Here is a 20312-nt window from a genome sequence, read left to right as displayed (position 1 = left end):
GGATTTAAATTACAGTGACGGCAACTCTGCTTGAGGAGCCGGAGTGTTTACAGCGTCCGATGGAATTTCCGCAGGGGCTTCCGCTTGCTCTTCCGCAGGGGTTACCTGTGGCGCGTTGGAAGATGCGGGAATTGCGGGCGCGCTTGCAGAAGTTTCCGTTTTTACTTCAACAGGAGCGGTCGCCTGCGGCTTTTTGTCCTCAAATATCTTTTCGGAGTTTGCCGCCTTGTCTTTTATTATCAAAACTTTGCCGATTCTGATTTTGCGGGCGTCTTGAATGCCGTTTTGCTCCATTAGAGTTTTTAGGGGCACGCCGTATTTAATGGCAATTCCGCCGAGGGTGTCGCCACTTTTTACGGTGTGGGTAAGCTTGCCTTCATACTTCTTGGAGTCTTGTTTTGCAACTGCGGCGGTTTGTGCGACAGATTTTGTGTTTGTCGGTATTTTCAATTTCTTGCCGACGTTTATGGAAGTTTTTGACATTCCGTTTAATTCCATTATTGCCGCGACCGACGTGCGGTATTTCGAGGCGATTTTTGAGAGGTTGTCGCCTTTTTCCACAACGTATGTCACGACTTCCGCCGAAGAAGTTTCTTTTGAAAGAGGTGCAGATTTCGGTTCTTCAAATGCGGATTTTGATTTTGCCGACGCTGATTTTGCGGGGATTGAAATCTTCTGCCCCACTTTTATGACGGACTTGCGGTTCATTCCGTTTGCTTCCATCAAGATGGAAAGGTTGACGCCATGCTTTGCCGCAATTCCGCTTAAAGTATCGCCTTTCTTTACAATGTAAGTTGAAGAGGGCTGCAAATCCTCGTTCATCGCGACGGTTTTTTGCGTTTTTTTCGGCTCGATTTTTTCGCCTTTTGCCTTTTCTTCTTTTCCGCCGAGCATTTCGTCTTCAAGCGTCATCGGGCGCATGGGATTTTCTCTTAAATCTTCGCTTCCTTCCTGGCTTTGGGAATTGAGAATAGCAACTGAGTCGTCTTCCTTTACGGGCTGGATTTCAACATTTTCCTTGTTTACGTCGGTATTTGACTTGGTGACTTCCGGATTTGGTTCCGCGTTTTCAGTTGAAGATTTGCAACCCGGAACGAGAATTGTTGCTACGATTGCCAAGTGCAATGCGATTACGGCGATTGTTATAGGAGCTTTCATTATCTTTGTTTTTTAAATTTTTATTTTATGTTGTTGTGTTGAAATTCTTTTAGTTTAAACACTTCCGCGTCAAAAGCTCTGCCTCTTTCCGCGTAGTTTTTAAACATTCCGAAACTCGAAAAAGAGGGACTGAAAAGCACATTGCCCCCATTTTTTGATTTCTCGAATGCTATTTTTACGGCTTCTTCCAATGTTTGGCAAGTGAAAATACCGTTTTTGAGCGACTTTATTTCATTTTTTAAAATTTCGGCGGTTTGCCCGATAAGGCAGGCTCCGTCGGCACATTCGCGGACGGTTTGTGCAAGCTCTTTCAAGTCGCAGTTTTTGTTTTTTCCGCCGCCAATCCAAAATACTTTTTTGCCTTTAAGTTCGCGGAGCGCGGCTATTGCCGCGTGGGCGTTTGTGGCTTTTGAATCGTTCCAAAATCCAACTTTTCCGATTTCGGCGGTTTTCGCAAATCTGAACTTTGAAAGGGAGAAACTTTTTGCGGAGTTTTCCAAAATTTGCTCGTCGAGCGACCATACCTTCCAAAAAGCTTTCGCCATCGCGAAATTTTCAGATTGAATCGAATTGTCAAACGGGGGAGGGGGATTTTCGGCTTGCGATTTTTCGGCAATTTTAATGAACTCTGGGAGTTTTATGCCTTCCGACTTTGCGAAGTCATACACGGATTTTCCCGCAATGAAGATGTCTTTTTTCAGCATCTTTGCAAGATTTAGCTTCGCCAAAAAATATTCGCGCATGTCTTTATGCCAGTCCAGATGGTCGGGGGCGAAGTTCGTCCAGATATAGGCGTCGGGGTGGAGATATTTAAGGCGCATTGTCTGGAAAGAGCTAAGTTCCAAAACTGCCGTTCTCGTTTCGCATTCGCTTTCGACGAACTCGCAAAGGGGAGTGCCTATGTTCCCCGCGCTTATCGCATTAAATCCCGCATTATTCAAGGCGAGGGTTAGAAACGATGTAAGCGTTGTCTTGCCGTTTGTGCCGCTTATCGCGACTATTTTGCCCTTCCAGCATTTGCCCGCGATGTCGGGCTCTCCCAAAGTCGCGACGTTTGCGGCATTGGCGGCTTCAAAAAATTTGTTCGAGCTTTGAAAAGCGGGCGAATAAACCGCCAGACGGTGTTTTTTTGCCGCGTCGAAATCGAATTTTTTGTCGTTTGGATTGTCGGAGTAATAAACGCATTCGATGCCCGCTTTTGCGAACAGCTTTTCGACGGAGGCAGTGCTTGCGCCTCGCCCCCAAAGGGCGACTTTCTCCCCGCCTGCCAGCCGTTCGAGCGTTTTCTTTATTTCCCTCATTTTTTTAGCGCAATTTGAGTGTTGCAAGACCCGCAAGGGCAAATATCAGCGATAAAATCCAAAATCTTATGACAACCTGCGTTTCTTTCCATCCGCCTTCTTCAAAATGGTGGTGGATTGGCGATTTTCTGAAAATTCTCTTGCCTCCGGTCAGCTTGTAATACCTCGTTTGAATTATTACCGACATTGTTTCCATCACGAAAACTCCGCCAACCAAAATCAAAGTTATTGGCTGGTGGACCATAAACGCGATTACGCCGATAATTCCGCCAAGCCCGAGCGAGCCGGTATCTCCCATCCAAATGTATGCGGGATAGCAGTTGAACCATAAAAATGCCATTGCCGCGCCCAAAATAGTGCAGCACAATACAGCGAGTTCACCGCAGTTGGGAATGTAGCCTAGGGAAAGATATTCGGCGGCGATTTGGTTGCCCGTGACGTACGCAAAAATTCCGTATGCCAATACGACCGATATTGTGCAGCCCGTGGCAAGCCCGTCCAAGCCGTCTGTCAAGTTCAGGGCGTTGCTTGAAGATGAAATCACAAGCGCAAGGAAGGCGATTGCTACAATTATCGGCATAACCCACACGCAGGTTTTCACAAACGGCAGCCAAAGCTCCTGCATTGACTGGGCATAGGCGGGGTTTGTAAACAAAATCGCGCCCGCTGTTGCCGATGCTGTTATTTGCCAGAAAATTTTGGTTTTGCCTTTTATTCCGTTTGAATTGCCTTTTAAAAGTTTCAAGTAGTCGTCCGCAAAGCCCGTTGCTGTAAGAATTGCGTAAACCGACAGTGCGGCGACTACCATGGTGTTTATTTTGCACCACAAAAGGGCGGAAACCATCACTCCCGCAAAAATAATCAGCCCGCCCATGCACGGCGTGCCTTCTTTCCACGAGTGCAGTTCGGCGGTTTTCCCCATTATTTCGGCGTTGCGCTGGATTTGGAACGCTTTTTTTGCCCTGAAAAATCTTATTACGCGCGGAGCAAACGCAAATGCGATTAAAAACGCCGTAACTGCCGCCAATACGCAGCGAAAGGACAAATAGTTAAAAAGTCGGAAAGGCCCCCAAACGCTTTCCAAGTTTGAAATATAATGCAGCATGTCTTTTGGCTTTCGGTAGTTTTAAAATCTGTCTTCAAGGCTTTCTGATTTTTCTTCATCGTCAGATTCTTCTTCCGAATAATCGTTTTCGATGTCTTCGTCCTCAAAATTTTCCTCTTCAAATTCGTTGAAATTTTCGTCTTCCTCGTCGTTTTCTTCCTGAATTTCTCCGGTTTCTTCCTCGGGAATTTCGCTTTCAGAAGCCTGCTCCTCTTCTTCTTGAATAGAAGACGGAAGCGACGCTTTAACTTCGCTTGGCAATGACTTTTCAAGTTCGCAGACTCTGCTTCCCTTTACGAAAATCCAGCCGCTGAAATCCGCGAGCGCGCCTGCCGCGTCGGGCGATTTTTCAAAGATTGAAATGCTGTTTTCATCCCAGCCTTTTGAAAGCATAGCGTCTTTGTAAATTTGCGCGTTTGCGCCCACTAACACCGCTTTGTTCCCTTCTGCAAAAGGCGTAATTTCCCCGATTTCCTTGTGGTAGCGCAGGGTTGCAAGCCCAAGCTCCGCCATGTCTCCCAAGACGAACATTCGCGGAGAGTTTTCGCTTATCGACAGGAAGCGGCGCATCGCGTCTTTCATTGAGGCGGGGGAGGCGTTGTAGCAGTCGATGTAAAATTTCGCCTTTTCGGTTTCTACTATCGAACCGCGCATTGCGCCCGTTTTCAGCGTTTCAAGGCGCATTGCTATTTGCTCTTCGGTTGTGCCGAGCATCAGGGCTGTCGCGATTGAAAGAAGGGCGTTTTCTGTCATTCCTTTTGTAAAGAGCGGCATTTCAAAGTAGTATTCGCCGCCGTCTTCTATGGCGAGGTCTATTTTGACAAGGTCTTTCTCTTCCTTTACCGAGTATCTGAAAACCAAGTCTGCGCGGATTTCGGGGGCGTCGTTCGGGGCAAGCACTGCTTTTTTGCATTCCAATTCTTCAAAGGCCTTCCAGCTTAAAAGATTTGAGTGCATTACAACCCAGCCGTCTTTTGCAACCCCGCGCGCGAGCAGGGATTTTTCCCTTGCAATGTTTGCAATTTCTCCAAAGCCTTCCATGTGGCAGGGGGCGATATTCGTAATTACGGCTATGTCGGGTTCAATCATGTCGGCAAGCTCTTTCATCTGCCCGCATTTTGCCACTCCCGCTTCGATTACCGCGCAAAGGTTTTCGCGAATGTCGATTTGTGTGAGGGTAAGGGCAACCCCGATTTCATTGTTGAAATTTTCCTTGGTTGACAAGGGTTTTTTCCACGCGGCGAGGTGCGATATGAATTCCTTTGTGCTCGTTTTTCCGCATGAGCCTGTTATACCGACAACGGGCGCATCGAAGCGTAGGCGGTGGAATTTTGCGATTGTCTGCAAGGCTTTCAAGGTGTCTTCAACCTTTAAGACTGGCACGGAAGTTTCAACGTCTTTCGAGGCGATTACGGCAACCGCGCCGTTTTTTACGGCGTCTTCAATGAAGTCGTGCCCGTCTCTTTTAGCGCACAACGCAACGAAGGCGAAATTCGGCTGCATGTTGCGCGAATCTGTAGAAAAACCTTTTATTTCGGGATACTTTTTCTGCAATCCCGACCATTTTCCGGCAGTCCAAACCTGTAAGTCATCTATTTTAAAAAGCGGCATATTAAGATAATCCTTTTACTGTTAATAATTCTTCGGCAACACGCTTGTCATCAAACGGTATGATGGTGTCGCCGAGTTCTTGAAAAGCTTCGTGCCCTTTGCCCGCGATAAGAATGCAGTCGCCCGCGCTTGCGGCGTCTATTGCGAGGTTTATGGCTCTTCTGCGGTCTTCCACAAAGGCGATTTTTGAGGGATCGGAAACTCCCGATTTCATGTCGCCGAAAATTGTGTTTATGTCTTCTCCGCGCGGATTGTCGGAAGTCGCCCAGGCTATGTCGGCATACTTTTGCACGACGGCGGTCATTTTTGGGCGTTTTGTCCTGTCGCGTTTGCCTCCGCAGCCGAATACGACGAGTATTTTGCCTTTTACGACTTCCCTTAGCATTTCAAGCCCGTTTTTCAGGGCGTCGTCGGTGTGGGCGTAGTCAACAAAGATGTCAAACGGCGCGTTGGAGGAGACTTTTTGCATTCTTCCGGGAACTCCCTTAAACGATTTTAAGGCCGCCGCCGCCATGCTCAAATCGTAGCCCTTTGAATAAAGGCAGGCGAATGCCGCAAGGGCGTTTGAAACATTGTATCTGCCCGGAAGCTTCAATTCCACTTTCGCTTCGCCATTCGGGTAAACGAGAGTAAAAGAGGACGACTGCGGATTTAATTCCAAGTCTTTTGCGCGTATGTCGGCATCTGGGTTTTCTATCGAAAATGATATGACCTTTGTGTTTTTTTTGTCTATGCGCGAGGCTATTTCGACGCCTTTCGGGTCGTCGAAGTTTATCGCCGCATTTTTCGGAAGCGGGGCATGCCCGCCCGTAAAGAGCGACGCCTTTGTCTCGAAGTACGACTGCATGTCGAGATGGTAGTCGATGTGGTCTTGCGTAAGATTCGTGAAGCATGCGCAGTCTATCGCAAGCCCTTCAACCCTCTTTTGCGCGATTGCGTGCGAGCTTATTTCGATTGCCGCAGCCTTGCATTTTGCGCGGCGCATCTGGTGGAGCATCGCGTAGGTTTCGAGAGCCTGCGGCGTCGTGCGCGCGGCGGGCAGGCATCTTCCGCCGAGGTCGTATTGGATTGTGCCGATAAGCCCGCATTTTTCCTGCATATCGTTTAAAATATGCTGTACTAGCCATGTCACACTCGTCTTGCCGTTTGTTCCTGTAACCGCGAAAATATCAAGATGTTCGTCCGGATTTTCGTAAAACGCCTTTGACGCCATTGCCATCGCCATTGAAATGTTTTCGACTTCAATCCATGCGCACGGGAAATATTTTCCGGGGGCGGGACGTTCGGAAATTATCGCGACCGCACCTCTGTGGGCGGCTTCTTCTATGTACAGGTTGCCGTCGGTGTTTGCCCCAGAGACAGCAAAGAAAGCCGCGCCTTTTACGACCCTTCTGCTGTCGTTTGTGAGGTTTTTGATTTCGGTGTTTTTTTCGCCCGAAAGCTTTTTGCATTTTACCGCTTTTGCGAGCATGTCAACCGTGAACGCGCTTTCGCCGCCGTCGGTCTGCGCGAAAGAAAGCCCGCCGCGCGGAGTCATGCAAATTAAACTTGCCAAATTTTTAAATCCTATCATTCCCAATCTTTCAATGCTATGATGTTTTCAAATTCTTCGTCTGTCTGGATGCCGAGATAGCTCGCCGCTTCTTTTGCTATGTTTGCGAATGCGGGGGCGGCCACAACAGAGCCGTAGGCGGGTCTGCCGTTTTGCCTTTTGGCGTCATCGACAATTACGGTTATCACAAGGCGCGGCCTGTCCGACGGGAAAAATCCCGAAAACGAGCCGACGTGCTGTTTTTTGCTGTATTTGCCGTCAATTATTTTTTGCGCCGTCCCTGTTTTCCCCGCGACTTTAAATCCGCTTACGAGGGCGTTTTTCCCTGTGCCTTTTTCGGTGACGTCAGTTAAAATGTCGCACATGATTGAAGCCGTTTTGGGGCTTACAACCTGCCTCAGGCGTTTTGGGGCGAATACTATTTCCTTTCCCGTCTTTTCCGAAAAAATCCTCTTTACAAGCTGGGGGCGCATATATACTCCCTGGTTTGCGAGGGTCGCCATCGAGCAGTGTATTTGAAGGGGCGTTGCGGCAACGGCATGCCCCATCGGGAGCCTTGTTATTGTAAGCCCATCCCAGTTCTTTGGGTTCATCAAAACGCCGTTTATTTCTCCCGAAAGCCCAATGTTTGTTTTTGAGCCGTATCCGAACATTTTTGCGTATTCAAAAAGCTTTTGTTCGCCGAGCATCGCGCCGAGCTGCGCAGACCCTCTGTTGGAGCTTTTTTCCGCGATTTGGCGGACGCTCAAAACCCCCGCGGGATGGTCGTCGGGCGGAAGCTTTAAAATCCTGCCGCGATGGGTGAGGGTTGGCTGGGAACAGTCGAAAGTGTCGTCCTGCGTGACAAGCCCTTCGTTCAGAGCCGCAGAAATCGGGACAATTTTAAATGTCGAACCCGGTTCTATTTGCGAAGAGAGGGCAAAATTTTTGAGGTTTGCAACAGGGTATTTGTTGTAATTGTTCGGGTCGAAAGAGGGATAGTTTGCGAGTGCCAAAATAAATCCCGTTGCGGGGTCGCTTACTATGATTGTCGCGTTTTCGGGATTGAATTCTTCGACAATTTTTTGGAGCTGGCGGTTTGCCATTTCCTGTATTATTATGTCTATTGAAAGTTCGATGTTCATTCCGTCTGTTGCGGGTACTTCGCGCGTTCTGAAATGCGCAAGCTCGCGGCGACGGGCGTCTTTTTCGCTTTGAATCCAGCCTTCCTGCCCCTTTAAATACCAGTCTGCGTTCTTCTCTATGCCATCGACTGCGACGCCTTCCTTGTTGACAAAGCCGATGACGTGCGCTGCCAAGCCTTCCGATGGGTAGGTGCGGACGTATTTTCTGTCGCCTGTTATTCCGTAGATTTTTAAGGCTGAAATCTCTTCATAGACATTTTCTTCAACTTTTGCGATGAGCTTCCAGCGGCGTTTGATTATTCTTCCGGAGGGGGATATTATTTCTTCGCTTTTGCATTTTTCCAAGATTTCCGAAAGCGGAAGATTTAAAATATGCGCCATTTTTGAAAGCTTTTCCCGAGTTTCGGGACGGTCGAACTTTTCCTTTATCGCTTCAGGATCGACGCCCAAGTCTATCACAGAGCGCGACGTAGCCAAAATGTTGCCGCGGGCGTCGGTGATGTTGCCGCGCTTCGCGCTTATGGGGCTTACGATTTGTCGCTGGCTTTGAACGGCGTCTTTGCTGTTTTTGCTTTCAATTATATGGAGATCGTAAAGCCGCCACAGCATAATGCAAAATATCCCTGCAGTGCCAAACAGCACGGCGCGGTATCTCCATTTTGATATGAACGGCGAGCATTTCATCTCTTTGCGGTTTTGAATGTTTTGTGCTGTCCGTCGGCTCTGCGAGAGAGCAGACGTCTTTGGGCTTTTTCTCCGTTTGGCAAAATTTCTGTGATTTCGTAGGCAAGCACGACTTTATCCGCGGCGGGCGGAGCAAGCTTTGAGCCTGCTTTTGCCCTCAGGCTTGACGGTGCCTGCATCTTGGCGATTTCAGCGTCCCAGAAGTCGTTTTCGCGGTTTAAAATTCTGATTTCGCTTTCGGCGCGCTTCATTTCTTTTGCAATATTCGAGCATTCGCGCATGAAAAACGACTTGCCGAGAGCGCCGCTTGTCAAAATGGCGCAAAACAAAATTGACAGCTTTAAAAATGACGGCATGAGGCTTTGTGTTTGTTTTTTCATTGTTTTACAGCTTTCTAATTGCCCTTAATTTAGCGGAGCGCGAGCGCGGGTTCTTTGAAATTTCTTCATCTGTTGCGGTTATGGGCTTGCGTGTTATTATTTCTGCAAGCTTTACGCGCTCTTGCACAAAAGAGTTGTCGAAGCGGTCTTCGGGTCTTCCCGCCATCTTTTTGAAGAATTTTTTTACAATCCTGTCTTCAAGCGAGTGGAACGATATGACCGCTAAAACTCCGCCAGAGGAAAGCAAGTTGAATGCGGCGGGCAGGGCTTTTTCGATTTCTTGAAGCTCGTCGTTTACCGCAATTCGCAAGGCTTGGAATGTCAAAGTCGCGGGATGGATTTTTGAGCGCGGATTGCGCCCCAAAACTTTTTCAACGAGGTTCGCCAAGTCGATGGTGGTTTTAAGTTCGCCGTTTTGGGCGGCATCTTTCAACGCTTTTGCGACTTTTCTATAACGCGGTTCTTCCCCGTAATCGCGTATGATTTCTTCAAGCTCGAAAAGCGGCGTCCTTTCGATGAGTTCAAGGGCGGTAATGCCACTTGAAACGTCCATGCGCATGTCAATCGGACCTTCTTTGCGGAGCGAAAAACCGCGGTCGGCTTCGTCAAGCTGGAATGAGGATACGCCGAGATCCATTAGAATCCCGACGTATCCCGATGTTTTTAGTTCGTTCAGTTTGGAGAATGACTCTCCTATAAATTGAAATCTGCCGGGGAAATCTTTTGCAAATTCTCTTGCGCGGATTGCCGCGTCCCTGTCTTTGTCAAATGCCGTTAAAGTGCAGTCTGCGCTTTCCAAAATCGCGCGGGAATGTCCGCCGCCCCCGAAAGTGCAGTCTATGTACGCCCCCCCGTCTTTCGGCGCAAGAAGCGCGACAGACTCGTTTTTCAGCACGGGTTCGTGTCCGATTTTATCGGGAAAATCTTGACTTTCAGGGCATCTTGAAGGCATCTAACAGGGCTTTGAATAGGTTTCTTTTTTTTGGTGTTGAGTTCTTTTGCTGCTTTTTTTGCTGGGAGGGCGGGAGTTCAAAATATTCCCAACCCGAACGCGGGTCTTCTCTTGCGATTGTGAGGGTGCCTGTTGAAATCAGTAGTCTTGATATGTTCTGCATTGTTTTGTCCGGTTAAATTCCAAGTTCGTTCAGCACGTCTTCAACGCTTTCTCCACCTTCTTTGTTTGACCATTCTTCAAACTTTTCAGGGTTCCAAATTTGGAAGGTTGTAAGATTGCCAATTAAAATCGTCTCTTTGGAAATTCCCGCATACGCAGTCAATTTTTCCGTAAGCGAAATTCTGCCCTGCTTGTCGCAGCCGAGACTTTCGCCCTTTCTAAAAATATTCATCAGCACCCTTTGCCTGTCCTGATTTGCCATCCCCATCTGGGAGACTTTTTCATACAGCTTTTCCATCATTTCAGGAGGGTAGAGGGTTATCGAGCCGTTCGGATTTGGGAGCGCGAGATAGGCATTTTCGCCGTCATCGCCTGAAAACCTCCACTTTGACGGCACAGTCAGACGTCGCTTGTCATCCATGGGACGAGTGTATTCGCCCATAAAGAAAGGTCTGGCTGTTCGAGAAGTGGACATAGTTGTATCAGTATTTTTCACCCATTTCCTACCATAATCGCCCATTTTTACCCACTGTCAACATTTTTTTGGAAAAAAACTCCATTTTTTGGAAAATTTTTTATTTTATTTAAAAAAATGAATACAAATTGATGAAAAACGACTTACGCAGAAAAAAATCGAACTTATGAAAAATTTTCTCTAAAAAATCGCAAATTTTGAATATCCTTAAAAAGAAACCGATTTTTTGCATTAAAATGGGGTTTTTGTATCTCCCAAAAGCCCTCTTAAAATTTCATTAAATGTAAAATCTGCAAAAATATTACCAAGTTGATGCTTCCTACTCTTTGCGAATATACAATTTTCGTCGATTTCTTGCTTTGCTCGCATTTTATGTTTGAGCGCAGTTTACTAATGGATTTAAATTTATCTTTAAGTCTTTTTTTTATTAAAAAGTTTTTGTAAAAATTGTGTGTTTAATTAGAAAGAATTGATGAAATATACAAAAGGTCAAAAGATATATAAATTCAAGCTTGCTGGTTCGGGTAAATATTCGACTTGTCGTCCTGCTATAAGCTCTTCTGAAAAGACATTGCTTGACTATGCAGTACATTATTCTCTTGCCAAAAAGGAAAAAGATATGGTTCGCGGCGAAAAGCTTGGAGATTGTTATTTAATTTTAAATGATTTTGATGGAGATGTTGTTTACAAAAAATACAAAGGTGAAATACAAGAAAAAGCGAAAATAGATACTGCCTTGTTGTCAACATTTTGGATTGATGCATTTTCAACAATTTCAGAAAACGGGAATATCGTTATAGATGGCGTAAAATACTCAAATCTTTACGGAAAAGGAAAAAACTGCGTAGATGTATTAAAGTGCAATTTTGAAGAGTTCAAAAACGCCGAGCTTCTTACGCGCAGGCAAGTCTATAACCCAAACGAGCCGATAACGATTATAAAGTTTGACGCTCCGAAGGCAATCTGTGTGAAAATCAGCGATATCGATGACGAGTTCGGTACGCGAGAAATTGAAAATGCCTGTGGTTTTGTAATTTGGGCTAAAAAGCTAAAAATCTTTGTAGCCGAATAATCAGACTTTTTATTGACAATTCAGCCAAAGTAATTTTTACTTGTTTTTGTAATTACGATTAAGAATCGAATTAGACCTCAAATCTTACAATCACCTCCTTTCTATGAGGTCGCCCCGCATTTATAGATGCGGGGTTTTTTGTTTTTGAAGGCGATGTTTTCGGTATCTATTTTAAAATATAGCGTTTATAGACATAGCCAACGCCAATCAATACCGCTCCTAACATTGAAAAAGATATAACGCGCAAAATGCCGTCCAAGTTTGAGGCGTCGAATATGAAAATTTTGCTTACTGCTACCAAAATCAAGATTAGCGACAAGTATCTGAAACTTATGTTTATTTTGCCCAATATTAACAATGCAACGCCCATTGCAAGCCATAGTGCTGAATATGAATAAAACTCTATTTGCGATGCTTTATTATTTATAAAATTATCAGCAAAGCATAGCTTTAACTCAACATTTGCAAAAGCGAAAAGCAAAATTGCTGCCATTGCGATTGTTATGTTTCTCATTACTTTTTGCGAAACTTTCTTGTAAAAGGCAATCATCAATATCGCAGGAATCAGCAAGTCGAAAATAGAGGCGTTAAGTATGGGGTATCCGCATATATATAGACCGCTTATCCTTGCCACTGCAAGGTTGGCAAGAGATAGTAAACTCATGATAAGTATCAAAAAATAACTTGCATTTCTAATGGCGTTTGAAGGAAGGTGCTTAGAAATTATCATTCCAAGCAGTGCAACTATTCCCATTAAAGAGATTGCAATCCCTTTTGAGGCAAATAGCCAATCTTCCCCCAAAAGGCGCGCAAATAAGCAGCCTGCAAAATTGAACACGCCGCCTGCCAAAAATAACAATATAAAGAAATCAAAAAACTTATTTGCACGGCTGTCTTTGCGTGTGTAAAAATATGCAATGAAACTTACAAACGCAAGAATTGCTATATACGATACTCTTTCAAAATCGTTTAAATTAGAAGTTAGCGTATTGCATAAAAGAAGCGAGTGCCACAGAATTAAAATCGTTAAAAATGGAGAGAAAAGAAGAACTACCGTTTTAATTCCAAAATTAAACGAGTCGTCTTTTAGCAGATAAAAAAGCACTGCGTTTAAGGCTATAATACCGGAAAGACACAGTATAAATCCGTCTTTAAAAAGTTCGCCGTTTGCGACAAATGCCATCAAAACAATATTAAAAGTTGCGATAACTAATTCTTTGCGCTCGCAACAATTAAATTTGCGTTCTAATAGATAAATAATTGCAAGCGTTCCCATTGCAATTGCGCTATCAATGCTCATTCCATTGAAAGAGGCAACTGCGCCTATCACGCACAAAACAAGGCTTGCAAAAGATTTTCCCTTAAAATAAACAAATGCACTTGTTGCACATACGCACAAAAGCCCGAGTTCCGCCAAGAAAGACTTATCTTTACACATCAGTAAAATTACCGCAGTTCCCAATGATGCCATAATGCTTATTACTGCATTTGCGGAACTTTTTATGCTTCCATATATCGCCAATGAAGCAAGCAGGCAATAAGCCAATGCCAAGTTATACATAGGCGAATGATAATGGTTTGTTAAATCAAATATTGCGATGTCAAAAAACGATACAACAAGCCCCGCTGTCATAATCGCATAAGATATTAACCATTCCAATGTGCCAGAATCGGGATTTTCGAAAATTTCAAAAAGTTTGGGGTACTGCTTGTTTAAAGATGAAAAAACCAAACGCTGTCCTGCCCAATGAAAAATGTATGAAATAACTGCAATATACCATATCAGCCACTTAAAATCCGCAAATGAGTTTTCCAATATATGCAAATTGACCGTGAAAATCCAAATCATATTGCCTAAAAGCATAAATAATATTTGAAACACGGCATTTCTTGAAACTGATATTTTTATCGACAAAACAGAAACAACAAAGAGATACGCCAAAAGCGTCAGTACACTTGGATTGTCCGTCGAAAAAATGGCGGGAGCCAAAAGGGCACCAAACGAAGCCAAATAAATCATGGAAGTTCCATGGCGGCGCACGGAAGCAAAACCTGCCATCGACACTGCAACGCTGCCCCAGAAACTGCATTTGTTGGAAATGATTCCGTAATACTGACCCGCCGCATAAAAATCTCCGTAAGCTATTGCCAATGCAGATGCAAACAATATGGCAGATATTATGCAAAAACTTTCGTTCTTTCGCTTTAAATATTCTGAAACTATAAACAATATAAAAGAAAATCCTCCAGCGGAACATATCCGCATAAAGGGCGAAAGCAATCCGCGTTCAATGGAATATTTTGCCAAGAAAAATCCCGCAAAAATTAGAGCCAGCCCGCCGAGCCAAAGAAATATTTTCGATGCAACATAATCTTCAAAGAAAGCCTTTATTTTTTCTCCGAAATCAAAACTCGAAGTGTCAAGAGTTGAATAAACATTAAAGTCTTCAACGTTTTTAGTTTGATTTTCGGTGGAGACGGGTTCAAATTTCGCTCTGATTTGCGATTCGATTTTGTGGGTAGGGGCAGTTTTTGAAATCGGATTTTCAGATGTGTTTGCAGCCTCTTTTTTTGAAATATTAAAGCGTTCTTTTTCAAGCTTTAAAACTTTTTGATATAATCTGTTGAAAGAAGACTGCAATGAATCTATTCGGCTGCTTAAATCAGATATTCTTTTTATAAAAAACAGAATAAGAATAGCTATTGCAAATAGAAGAAACACGTTAAATTGAAAATCTGTCATTAAATAATTTTTAAAAATGCGGCGAACTTTTGCAAGCCGTTTTTTTTTGCATATTAACGCAAAGTTGTAAGCGATAGAAAATGGCGCGCAAATTCCGTTCTACGTCAAAAATTGAGGAATTGATGAAAAAAGGCGGGAGAAGGAAAAACCTTTGCAATGCCCAAATATGATATAAAAACTTTAAGATAGTAATTCGGCAAGGGCGAATTAAGAAAGACGCTTGTATTCTTAGCGCATATACACCGCGCAAAAATCGCTATTTCACAACCTTTAGTGTTGACCCATTTGGGGTTGACCCAAAAAAACGGAGAGAGAGGGAATGCGCCGAAATTCACAAGTCGTTTATTACCAACAAGCAAATTTTAACGGCGAGCGTCAGTTGCGTTTAGTTGCAATGCCTATTTTTGTATATATCGGAAATTCAACAACTTGCATAAAGTAGATAATTTTAATAAATACTCAGGTATTGAATCTCCTATTGTATACAGACTTATATAATTAATGGTCGTGCTCCTATCGCCATCGAGAAACAATTAAAGGCCTTGACAAAATAATGAAATAAAAGTGAAATATTTGACGCCAGAAAAAAGGAATATGGTTTTTTAAAAAATAAAAGTTTCGCAATTCTTGAAAAACTAAAAATTAGAACTCGCGAATTTAACAATCTATCCTTATGCGTTTTTAAATAAATTTAATGTTTTAAAATGAAAAAAGACATTGTTACAGATGAACTTTTCGAATCAAAAATTCAAGATCTAAGAAAGAATCTCCTGGATATAAGTTTAAAGAACAAACTTATAAAATTCGTTCATAATAATAGATCAAAACGTTTGATACGTATTGTTGACGAAGTCCCTTCTCAAATTTTTAAACTTGTCGCGAATGAAGATAGGTCTATGAAATTCGGATATCTGGATTCTTTGACAAATCCAGATGATGAAAAAACGCTCGCTTTTAGGAACGCACTTTCTGATGAAATGCAAAGGCGTGGAATATCTGAAGACGATGAAGATTTTGAAACGGCAGCTGAATTTCAAAAAAAAGACAGAGAAATTCGAAATATTGTTCGTGAAAAGCTCGGAATGAAAAAGATTCCAGACGCAAAAGACATTCAAGCTCTTGCGGAAGCGCAGAACATTAACCCAAGTTTTGATTTAATTTCAGCATCCGCAGAAAAGAAACATAATGATACGATTCTTCAGACCTTGTATTCAAAAGATGATTTAAATGCACGTCTTTCGTACATTTACACAGAAGCGGAAACAAACGAAAAAGATAAAGGTATTAGCTCTTTGTTCTTAGTTTTCGGTTTTTTAGAGTGGCGAGAATCTCAAAATTCTACAACAAAATTAACAAGTCCGCTTATTTTGCTTCCAGTTTCGCTAGAATGCAAGACGGGCGCAAGGGGAGCAAGTTATAAGCTTTCTATGGCCGGCGGGCCGCGTATAAATAAAGGCTTAGACTTAAAGCTGAAACTCTCTTTTAAAATGGAACTCCCGCCGCTTCGTTTTGACGATAATGGCGATCTGATAGGAACCATTGAAGACTATTTCTTGTTAGTTGACGAAGCCATAAAAGATAATCCTAAGTGGAAAGTAAGGCGTTTTGTAACATTAACGAATTTAGATTTTAATAAGGTTGTAATTTACGAAGATCTAGACCCCAAAAACTGGAAAGATTATCCGCTTTCTTCTTCGCCAACTATTGGCGCTGTCATTTGGGGAAAAGATTCTAATGACACAGATAGCGATCGCATAATATCAATAACATCTTTAAAGGAATACGACATTGATAGAGAGGCGGTAAAGAACTACGAAAACGATATTCTTATAAAAGAAGCAGACTCTTCCCAGCATTCGGTGATTTTAGACGCGATGGAAGGGAACAATTTAGTTGTCGCAGGGCCTCCAGGAACTGGTAAATCTCAAACTATTACCAATCTTATCGCCCAAGCTTTATATAGAGGTAAAAAAGTCCTCTTTATGTGTGAAAAGTTGGCGGCGCTTAGAGTAGTAAAAAATAGATTAGATCACTGTTTCATAAAGCCTCAAACTAGTTCGAATTTGTCTCTTGGCGATTTCTGTTTTGAATTGCATTCAAATACATCTAAAAAGGCAGTTCATTCTGAAATGAAGCGAAGATTAGAAATAGACGAAAATCGTATTTCAATTGGCGATTACAACGAAATAGTCAAAAATATAAACGAAAAGAGAACTGCGTTAAGAGTTTTTTCCAATAACATGCAGCAAAACATTGGTAAAAGCGAAATTACCTATGTTGATGCCGTTTGGGAACATGAAAAGTTGCGTTCTGAATTTAACGCTTCAGTAGACGATCTCTATTTTGATGAAAAGATTTTAAATCTCTCTAAAGCAAATATTTCAAATATAACAAGTAATATTGATATTTATGTAAAACAATGCGAACAAATACAAAAAGTTTGCGGCGATATAACAATACATCCTTGGAAATGGGTAACATCTTGCAATATAGATAAAATAGAGCAAAAAAATATAATAAAACAAATAGATTTATTATTATCCAAGGCGAGAGAAATTTACAAATATCTTTTAGAGCTGAAAAATATTTTAAATTTGGAATCAGACATAAGTACCGAAAACATCAATGCTATAAAGACTTTATTTGACGCCGATACGCCAGATATTGACCAAAAGATAATCTGCAAGTTTAGAAATTCGCAATATCTTTCAACCATATTAACTGAAAAATCCGCTTATGATAAATTTTTAAAATATATTGAACGCGCAAATCGTTATACAAACAATTCCGAATATTTGCGGGCGATCATCGAAGAAAGAAAAATTTCTGATATTTTAGAAAGAATAAAGGCGTTTACTTCTCCAATACCTAACACAACATTGAAAGAAATAAATGACGAATACACCGCAACAGAACAAGACAGGATCTTTGTTGAGCTGTTGTTGAAGCTCGGTGGAAATTTCCCTCGCGTTTTCGATTTAAACTCTAAAGAGTTCTCAATTATAGGTTTGAAGGACATAATATCTATTTTAAAAGAAATAAAACTTATAGGCGAAGAGCATTACGAATTTGTATTTTCAGGTTTGCATGACGAAGATAGCGTTAAAAACGAATGGAACTCGGCTTTTGGGAAGTCGCTAGAGCTTGAGCATAAATTGAAAAAATACGCTTACGCTGTAAATATAAAAGAACTTTCTTTATGCGAAAATATCAGACAACATGCAACAGACCTTGAAACTAATTCATCTATTTTTAATTGGTATTTGAAAAAAGAATCAAGATTAGCAAAAAAAGTGCTTGTTAAGATATGCCCAGAGGCAAAGAATTTAAAAAAGGAAGAAAAAATAAAATGTTTAAAAGATTTTGCCGACTTATGGGAATCAATAAATGAAGTAAGAACTGAAAAAATTGTTCTAAGGGCAAATTTGAACTTCATTTTGGATGAGAATGGGAAATCTATTTTAAGAAAATACAATAGCATTCTTGCAAAGATGTGGGGGTTAAAAATTTCTAATCCCAATTGTCTTGATACCCTTTCTCGTGTTTTCAATCTTTCTGTATCTGAATTTTTGAGATTGTTAGACGCCTTTGATGACAATAATATTCTATCCGCAATAAGTTCGCTGAACAAAAATGCGGACATTAACGATGCAAAAAATCTTTCGGATTTACATGCCGAAATCAAAAAGCGTAGCGATTATTTAAAGCAGATTATTTCCCTTTCGGGTTCGTTGTATTTAAAGGAAGATGTACCTGTTGCAGATTTGCATAATCTTACAAAAATATGCGAGTCTGCAGATGTAGAATATTCAAAATTAAACGAGTTCTTAACGTTTGTAAAATTGTATCGCAATAACACAAAAGCAATTATTGACAAGCTTGTAACTTATATAAACGCAGTAAACAATCTCTCCGAAGACGTTTCGTTGAGATCTAATTTGCTAGATAAAGAATTTTATTTAAAATTTGTAGATAAATTAAAAATTCCTATTGATAATTATAATCTCACATTAGAAGCATTAAAGAAATTGTTAGCGAAAATAAATACTCTTGCGGGAGGAGTCCCAACTTGTTTCCAAAAAGAAAATTTATTGGCCGAAGACTTCTCTGCAAAAACAATTACGTCTTTAGAAGAAATACTTAATGCGCAAGATATGCTTAGTGAGTATTGCGAATTGAACGAAATCTCAGAGAGGCTAAAGGGAAATGGGATACTTGATTTAATCCATAAAATGTTGTCAAAGAGGATTCCCGTCCAGAAATTTAGAGATGCATTTAGGCTTGCATATCTTTATACGCTTCTAACTAAATCTCAAATAGAGGGGATCAAAAAGGTCGCAGAAATCGAAAACATAAAAAGTGATTTCGTAAAATTGGATAAAGAATTATATAGCGAAAATGTTCAATTTATCGCAAAGACACTTTCAAAAGTTAAAGTTAAGCAAGGTGTTCACGAAGGATCTCCTAAAACTTTTACCGAATTTTCACTTGTTTCTCATGAAGCGGGAAAAACTCGCGCGCATATGCCTTTGCGCGAATATTTATCTCGTTCCTTGCAAACTGTAATGGCTCTAAAACCTTGTTTTATGATGTCGCCTCAAACGGTTTCTCAATATCTTCCATGTAAAGGAGAGCTTTTTGATATTTTAATTATAGACGAAGCTTCACAAATGTTGCCATCAGATACCATCGCCGCAATGGCGAGGGCAAAACAGGTAATAATCGTAGGAGATAGTAAACAATTGCCGCCAACAAATTTCTTTAGCTCAAATCTTATTAATGCTAACGACGACATCCAAGACGGAGAATCGATTTTGGATATGGCAGAAAGCAAGCTTTCTCATAAAAGAATGCTCAATTGGCACTATAGAGCAAGGCACGAATCTTTAATCAATTTCAGCAACAAACATTTTTATAATAACAAATTAGTCGTATTCCCTTCAAGTGAAGGTACCGCCTCTGATTTTGGGATAAAGTATCGATTCGTTGCCGGAGGGACATACGACAACGGCGTAAATGAAATCGAAGCCGATACCTTAATAAACGCTTTGCCTGATATTATGAAGAATAATCCTGACAAGAGTATCGGCATTGTTGCAATGAACCAAAAGCAATCCGAATTGATTAGAGAAAAATTAGATTCTCTTGTTTCACAAAATCTGAATGTCGCCAAATACATTCAAAGTTGGGAAAACAAATTGGAAGAGTTCTTCATTAAAAATCTTGAAAATGTACAAGGGGATGAACGAGATATTATAATTATTTCGTTTGTCTATGGTCCATCTCCAGCAACCAATATAGTCGCAAACAACTTTGGCCCAATAAATCAACAAAATGGATATCGCCGATTGAATGTTTTGTTCTCTAGAGCTAAAGAGAAAATATACGTTTTTACATCGATGAAATATTCGGATATCAGGTTAAGCGACGTAGCGGATGGTTCTGACAGCGGACCTAAGGCGTTGAAAGAATACTTAAATTATGCTGCAAATGGAGGCTCTGAAGATTTAGGCAAGTCAAATTCTTCTCCTACAAATGATTTTGAGGCGTCCGTTGGTTCTTTCCTTGAACGAAATGGCTTTAATGTTCGTTATCAAGTTGGCTCTATTGGATATTTGATAGATATCGTAATTGATTCAGACGAGGGTAAGCATTTGATTGGGATTGAGTGCGATGGAGCTACATACCACTCGTCAAAATCTGCAAGAGACCGAGATAAATTAAGACAAGAACAGCTTGAAAATCTAGGTTGGAATATCTACAGAATTTGGAGTACAGATTGGTTTAGAAATAGGGCAATAGCAGAAAAAAGATTATTAACAGCCGTCAGAAATGCTATAGGCGGCGCAAAAGAATTAAAAAATTACGCTCATCGTCAAAGGTAGTGGGATGAGGGTAGAAGAAGTAGAAAAAAATGGAGGCAAAGAGGACGGAAGTCCTACAATGCCTCTTATGCTGTTTAGTTTTTATAGAGTAATACGAAGTTGGCGAAA

13 protein-coding genes are annotated in these 20312 nt (G+C 41.7%); 2 read left to right on the top strand and 11 right to left on the bottom strand.

Going from position 1 to position 20312, the window contains the following annotated elements; all coding sequences use genetic code 11:
- Positions 1-9: 9 nt before the first annotated feature.
- From MOX91_RS07800 to MOX91_RS07755, 10 genes are read right to left on the bottom strand one after another with little or no spacing between them, the layout of a single operon-like run.
- Positions 10-1158: a LysM peptidoglycan-binding domain-containing protein gene (locus tag MOX91_RS07800; RefSeq protein WP_370397524.1), complete on the bottom strand. Its 1149-nt coding sequence runs from the start codon at positions 1156-1158 to the stop codon at positions 10-12.
- A gap of 20 nt (positions 1159-1178) precedes the next feature.
- A complete protein-coding gene (gene murD / locus MOX91_RS07795; protein WP_370397523.1) occupies positions 1179-2459 on the bottom strand; it encodes a UDP-N-acetylmuramoyl-L-alanine--D-glutamate ligase in 1281 nt (426 codons plus the stop codon).
- A 4-nt stretch (positions 2460-2463) separates the two neighbouring features.
- The gene (mraY, locus tag MOX91_RS07790; protein ID WP_370397522.1) at positions 2464-3564 is read right to left on the bottom strand and encodes a phospho-N-acetylmuramoyl-pentapeptide-transferase; all 1101 of its coding nucleotides are present in this window, start codon (positions 3562-3564) and stop codon (positions 2464-2466) included.
- Positions 3565-3585: 21 nt separating this feature from the next.
- Positions 3586-5175: a UDP-N-acetylmuramoyl-tripeptide--D-alanyl-D-alanine ligase gene (locus MOX91_RS07785; protein ID WP_370397521.1), complete on the bottom strand. Its 1590-nt coding sequence runs from the start codon at positions 5173-5175 to the stop codon at positions 3586-3588.
- Between the two features lies 1 nt (position 5176).
- Positions 5177-6730 carry a UDP-N-acetylmuramoyl-L-alanyl-D-glutamate--2,6-diaminopimelate ligase gene (locus tag MOX91_RS07780; protein WP_370397520.1) on the bottom strand — a complete coding sequence of 518 codons (1554 nt, stop codon included), beginning with the start codon at positions 6728-6730 and terminating at the stop codon, positions 5177-5179.
- Positions 6731-6744: 14 nt separating this feature from the next.
- Positions 6745-8535, bottom strand: coding sequence for a peptidoglycan D,D-transpeptidase FtsI family protein (locus MOX91_RS07775; protein WP_370397519.1), 1791 nt, complete (start codon positions 8533-8535; stop codon positions 6745-6747).
- Positions 8532-8915, bottom strand: coding sequence for a hypothetical protein (locus tag MOX91_RS07770; RefSeq protein WP_370397518.1), 384 nt, complete (start codon positions 8913-8915; stop codon positions 8532-8534). Before MOX91_RS07770 ends, MOX91_RS07775 begins: the two co-directional genes overlap by 4 nt.
- Positions 8916-8919: 4 nt before the next feature.
- On the bottom strand, positions 8920-9867 hold the full coding sequence (gene rsmH, locus MOX91_RS07765; RefSeq protein WP_370397517.1) for a 16S rRNA (cytosine(1402)-N(4))-methyltransferase RsmH: 948 nt from the start codon (positions 9865-9867) through the stop codon (positions 8920-8922).
- Positions 9848-10030 carry a hypothetical protein gene (locus MOX91_RS07760; RefSeq protein WP_370397516.1) on the bottom strand — a complete coding sequence of 61 codons (183 nt, stop codon included), beginning with the start codon at positions 10028-10030 and terminating at the stop codon, positions 9848-9850. Before MOX91_RS07760 ends, rsmH begins: the two co-directional genes overlap by 20 nt.
- 12 nt (positions 10031-10042) lie before the next feature.
- Complete coding sequence (locus tag MOX91_RS07755) at positions 10043-10504, bottom strand: division/cell wall cluster transcriptional repressor MraZ (RefSeq protein WP_370397515.1); 462 nt, start codon at positions 10502-10504, stop codon at positions 10043-10045.
- Between the two features lie 472 nt (positions 10505-10976).
- Here MOX91_RS07755 and MOX91_RS07750 point away from each other — a divergent pair, with 472 nt between their 5' ends.
- Positions 10977-11576 (top strand): hypothetical protein, encoded by a 600-nt coding sequence (locus MOX91_RS07750; protein ID WP_370397514.1) that lies wholly within the window; start codon positions 10977-10979, stop codon positions 11574-11576.
- Between the two features lie 166 nt (positions 11577-11742).
- On the opposite strand, the gene MOX91_RS07745 is transcribed toward MOX91_RS07750, so the two are convergent.
- Positions 11743-14319, bottom strand: coding sequence for a DUF2339 domain-containing protein (locus tag MOX91_RS07745; RefSeq protein ID WP_370397513.1), 2577 nt, complete (start codon positions 14317-14319; stop codon positions 11743-11745).
- Between the two features lie 704 nt (positions 14320-15023).
- Here MOX91_RS07745 and MOX91_RS07740 point away from each other — a divergent pair.
- Positions 15024-20204, top strand: a complete 5181-nt coding sequence (locus tag MOX91_RS07740) for a PDDEXK-like endonuclease domain-containing protein (protein WP_370397512.1) — start codon at positions 15024-15026, stop codon at positions 20202-20204.
- Positions 20205-20312 lie beyond the last annotated feature (108 nt).

It is taken from the genome of Intestinicryptomonas porci, from assembly GCF_033971905.1.
Lineage (GTDB): Bacteria > Verrucomicrobiota > Verrucomicrobiia > Opitutales > Intestinicryptomonadaceae > Intestinicryptomonas > Intestinicryptomonas porci.
Note: the sequence above shows the minus strand (reverse complement) of the source record. Positions and strands in the feature narration are given on the sequence as shown.

What these genes read in the sequence shown, in the direction of transcription:
- MOX91_RS07800 (WP_370397524.1), bottom strand. Translation starts at nt 1,158, where the DNA reads ATGAAAGCTCCTATAACAATCGCCGTAATCGCATTGCACTTGGCAATC.
- murD (WP_370397523.1), bottom strand. Translation starts at nt 2,459, where the DNA reads ATGAGGGAAATAAAGAAAACGCTCGAACGGCTGGCAGGCGGGGAGAAA.
- mraY (WP_370397522.1), bottom strand. Translation starts at nt 3,564, where the DNA reads ATGCTGCATTATATTTCAAACTTGGAAAGCGTTTGGGGGCCTTTCCGA.
- MOX91_RS07785 (WP_370397521.1), bottom strand. Translation starts at nt 5,175, where the DNA reads ATGCCGCTTTTTAAAATAGATGACTTACAGGTTTGGACTGCCGGAAAA.
- MOX91_RS07775 (WP_370397519.1), bottom strand. Translation starts at nt 8,535, where the DNA reads ATGAAATGCTCGCCGTTCATATCAAAATGGAGATACCGCGCCGTGCTG.
- MOX91_RS07770 (WP_370397518.1), bottom strand. Translation starts at nt 8,915, where the DNA reads ATGAAAAAACAAACACAAAGCCTCATGCCGTCATTTTTAAAGCTGTCA.
- rsmH (WP_370397517.1), bottom strand. Translation starts at nt 9,867, where the DNA reads ATGCCTTCAAGATGCCCTGAAAGTCAAGATTTTCCCGATAAAATCGGA.
- MOX91_RS07760 (WP_370397516.1), bottom strand. Translation starts at nt 10,030, where the DNA reads ATGCAGAACATATCAAGACTACTGATTTCAACAGGCACCCTCACAATC.
- MOX91_RS07755 (WP_370397515.1), bottom strand. Translation starts at nt 10,504, where the DNA reads ATGTCCACTTCTCGAACAGCCAGACCTTTCTTTATGGGCGAATACACT.
- MOX91_RS07750 (WP_370397514.1), top strand. Translation starts at nt 10,977, where the DNA reads ATGAAATATACAAAAGGTCAAAAGATATATAAATTCAAGCTTGCTGGT.
- MOX91_RS07745 (WP_370397513.1), bottom strand. Translation starts at nt 14,319, where the DNA reads ATGACAGATTTTCAATTTAACGTGTTTCTTCTATTTGCAATAGCTATT.
- MOX91_RS07740 (WP_370397512.1), top strand. Translation starts at nt 15,024, where the DNA reads ATGAAAAAAGACATTGTTACAGATGAACTTTTCGAATCAAAAATTCAA.